The sequence below is a fragment of the Protofrankia sp. CiP1_Cm_nod3 genome, assembly GCF_982290655.1.
The window spans coordinates 1-2,621 of record NZ_CEVIVD010000283.1 but is presented as its reverse complement, the minus strand read 5'-3'; the positions used below and the strand labels follow the sequence as shown (position 1 = coordinate 2,621).

Below are 2,621 nucleotides of genomic sequence, written 5' to 3'. Positions count from 1 at the left end.
TACTTCTGTTACGCCGCCAGGCACGGCGAGGGCATCTTCTCCCGGCTCGGTTATGAGCTGACCGGCCTGGCCCGCGCCGCCGACGGCCGCGATCCCGAGCCGACCGCCTGCATCCTGGACACCCAGAGCGTCAAGACCTCCAGCGACGCCCCCTACCAGCCAGGGCACCGACGCCGCCAAGAAGATCGCCCAGCCTCGCAGCAATGATCCATATCGCTATGATCGACAACATGGCCAAACGCATCACGGGCGGGACCACCCCCACCTGGCGAGACCCCGATGGAACATAAGCAGTAACCAAGACAAACTAAACATCCAGCGAGGGGCTGCGCCGACTCGAAGAGGTGCAAAACGTTTTCCGCGTACGCAGCCGCCCACAGGGCCACGTCAGCGTTCCGGCGGATCGTCGAGGCGTTCCACCATCTGACGGGTATGCCGGGCAATGCGGTCGATCGAGCGTGTCCGTACCCCCTCGGCCTCGGGCGTGCCGACCTCCGTGAGCGCGTCGGAGAACGCGTCCGGGAAGCGTTCAGCCATGTCCCTGGCGGTCTTGCGGTACTGCTCGGCAGGGATACCGAGGACAGCCGCCGCGCGGTCCCAGTGCCTGCCGAGCACCTGTCCGAACTTCCGCCGGCCGCCAATCCCGATGGCGACCTCGCGCAGGCCCGGGTCGCCGTCGTAGGGCAGGCTGGTGGCGAGGTCGTAGAGCGGGCCGACCTTGATCTCGTTGGGAAGCAGCAGTAGGGAGACGTTTTTCGAGTGGCCGTCGGGCGCGCCGGTGACGTAGTTGATGGCGGCGAAGTCTCCAAGTGCGGCCAAGCCGGCGGTGGCTTGGCCGCGTGAGTTCTGCTCGACGATCCGGGCGAGATCCGCGAGTCCGGGCCCGCCGTGCGCTTCGTACTTCTTCGATGGGAGCCGTCCGCTGGCGGAGCAGAAGTCCTCCTGATGGAGGCGTAGGACGCCACCGTCGTCGAGGATGACGCGGTCGTAGCGCTCGATGACGATCGCCGGCTCGCCGTCGCCATCGCCGAAACAGGTGAACTCGGTGTGGGCGACGTCGAGACCGAGCGCGCTGGCCGCGCGCATCGTGGCGTGCTCGACGAGGGACTGGTGGTGGAGGCGCCCGATACCGGGCTTGATGATGTGGGTTGTCGCCGCGGAGCCGTGCGCCTCGTGCCAGCCGGTGGGCAGCCTCGTGAGCGCGAACTTCGACTGCTGACCGGGCAGCGACCAGTGCTCATCGGGCAGGCTCCAGGAGGCCGCGTCCCCGGTGCGCAGTGCGCTGAGCCGCTCCGCGATGTCCTGGTCGCTCACGGGCCGCAGTTCCTGGGCGCGGGAGAGCATCTCGTCGAGCACGTCGGGCTCGCAGAACTGCACCGCACCGGGACAGTCCCAGCCCATCCGGGAGAGGATCACCAAGGTGTCATCGGGCTCGACGCCCAGCGCGGCCCCCCAGTGCTGCCGGGTCCGGGGGTCTTCAGGCAGCACGCCCTCGAGGAAGGCACGGACACTCTTACCCCGGTAGGTCGTCCCGCTCAGCGGCATCCGCACGCCCAGGGGAGTGCCGGGTCTGGCCGCGAGGTAGGCCGGTTCGTAGGTGAACTCGGGCTCGGCGGCGGCGCTGCGCTGCGCGACCCGGCCGACCACGACGCCGTAGAGGACGACCAGCAGGCTGCGTGCGGCCATCAGCGCTTCGCCCGTGCGGCGAGGGCCGCGAGCACCGCGGCCTCCGCGTCGGTGACCGTGCGTTCGGCCAGGTCCAGGCTCAGGTCCAGGGCGCCGAGCACCCGGAAGAGGGGCTCGACGCTCGCCGTCGGATGGCCGGTCTCGAAGCGGGTCAGCCAGGCGCGGGAGACTCCTGCCTGGGCAGCGAGGTCTTCTTGTGACAGGCCCCGCTTCTTACGGGCCTCGCGTACCTCCGCTCCGAGCTGACGGGCGTTGGTGATGTTGGCCATAGCGGCATCCTGTCCACACTCGTAGGCGGCCCAGCTTGCCTTCGTTCGTAGACAATACAGACTGCCTACGTTCGTAGGCAATTCACGATGTCTACGAACGTGGACGGATAGCGCTGGCTGACGGTGAGCATCAGTGCTGGATCTTCACCTTGAACAACACTTGATCGTCGATCGCGGCGATCCGCTCCTGCGGCTTTCATCGGCGGCGAGAGGTCCGGGTTCCGCAGTTCGTGGGTGGCCCTCAGGCAGCGGCGGTCACCAAGGAGACCACGAACATGACGTGCTCCAAAGCAAGTCCCGGCTGGATGAACGAGCAGCACGGGCTTTCCCACGCTGTCAGGTCACGGACGGTCCCCTCCAGCCCGCCGCCTCCGGTCAGGGCAGCCGCAGGTGCCGGGCCTCGATCCGCTCCACACGGTCCTTGGTCCCTTCCGCGTGGCGGGCTGGCGGTTCCGGGCACTTCCGGGCCGCCTGGTAACCGTGATCGTCGGGCATTGTGGTCGCGTCGACCTTCCTGTTCCGCCTCGGAATATGCCTGACTCAGGCCGCGGTCGCGCCGAGGAGGGGCTGACGGCCACCACGTCCGCACCCAGGGCGATGTGCCCGTGGTCAGTGCGGCTGGTCGAGTTGGCTGATTCCCGACGGGCAGCGAATCCGCGTGCACGG

The 2,621-nt window shown here is 68.2% G+C and carries 2 protein-coding genes and 1 pseudogene; 1 reads left to right on the top strand and 2 read right to left on the bottom strand.

Going from position 1 to position 2,621, the window contains the following annotated elements; translation table 11 throughout:
• A pseudogene (locus AC5LUJ_RS24310) lies at positions 1 to 187 on the top strand (IS5/IS1182 family transposase); the annotation flags it as partial.
• A gap of 200 nt (positions 188 to 387) precedes the next feature.
• Here the strand turns inward: AC5LUJ_RS24310 and AC5LUJ_RS24305 are convergent.
• Together AC5LUJ_RS24305 and AC5LUJ_RS24300 are read right to left on the bottom strand one after the other, a co-directional pair.
• Positions 388 to 1,686, bottom strand: coding sequence for a type II toxin-antitoxin system HipA family toxin (locus AC5LUJ_RS24305; protein ID WP_493465868.1), 1,299 nt, complete (start codon positions 1,684 to 1,686; stop codon positions 388 to 390).
• Positions 1,686 to 1,955 carry a helix-turn-helix domain-containing protein gene (locus tag AC5LUJ_RS24300; RefSeq protein WP_250287572.1) on the bottom strand — a complete coding sequence of 90 codons (270 nt, stop codon included), beginning with the start codon at positions 1,953 to 1,955 and terminating at the stop codon, positions 1,686 to 1,688. Before AC5LUJ_RS24300 ends, AC5LUJ_RS24305 begins: the two co-directional genes overlap by 1 nt.
• Positions 1,956 to 2,621 lie beyond the last annotated feature (666 nt).

Coding starts and splice junctions, on each gene's coding strand:
- AC5LUJ_RS24305 (WP_493465868.1), bottom strand. CDS start 1,686: ATGGCCGCACGCAGCCTGCTGGTCGTCCTCTACGGCGTCGTGGTCGGC.
- AC5LUJ_RS24300 (WP_250287572.1), bottom strand. CDS start 1,955: ATGGCCAACATCACCAACGCCCGTCAGCTCGGAGCGGAGGTACGCGAG.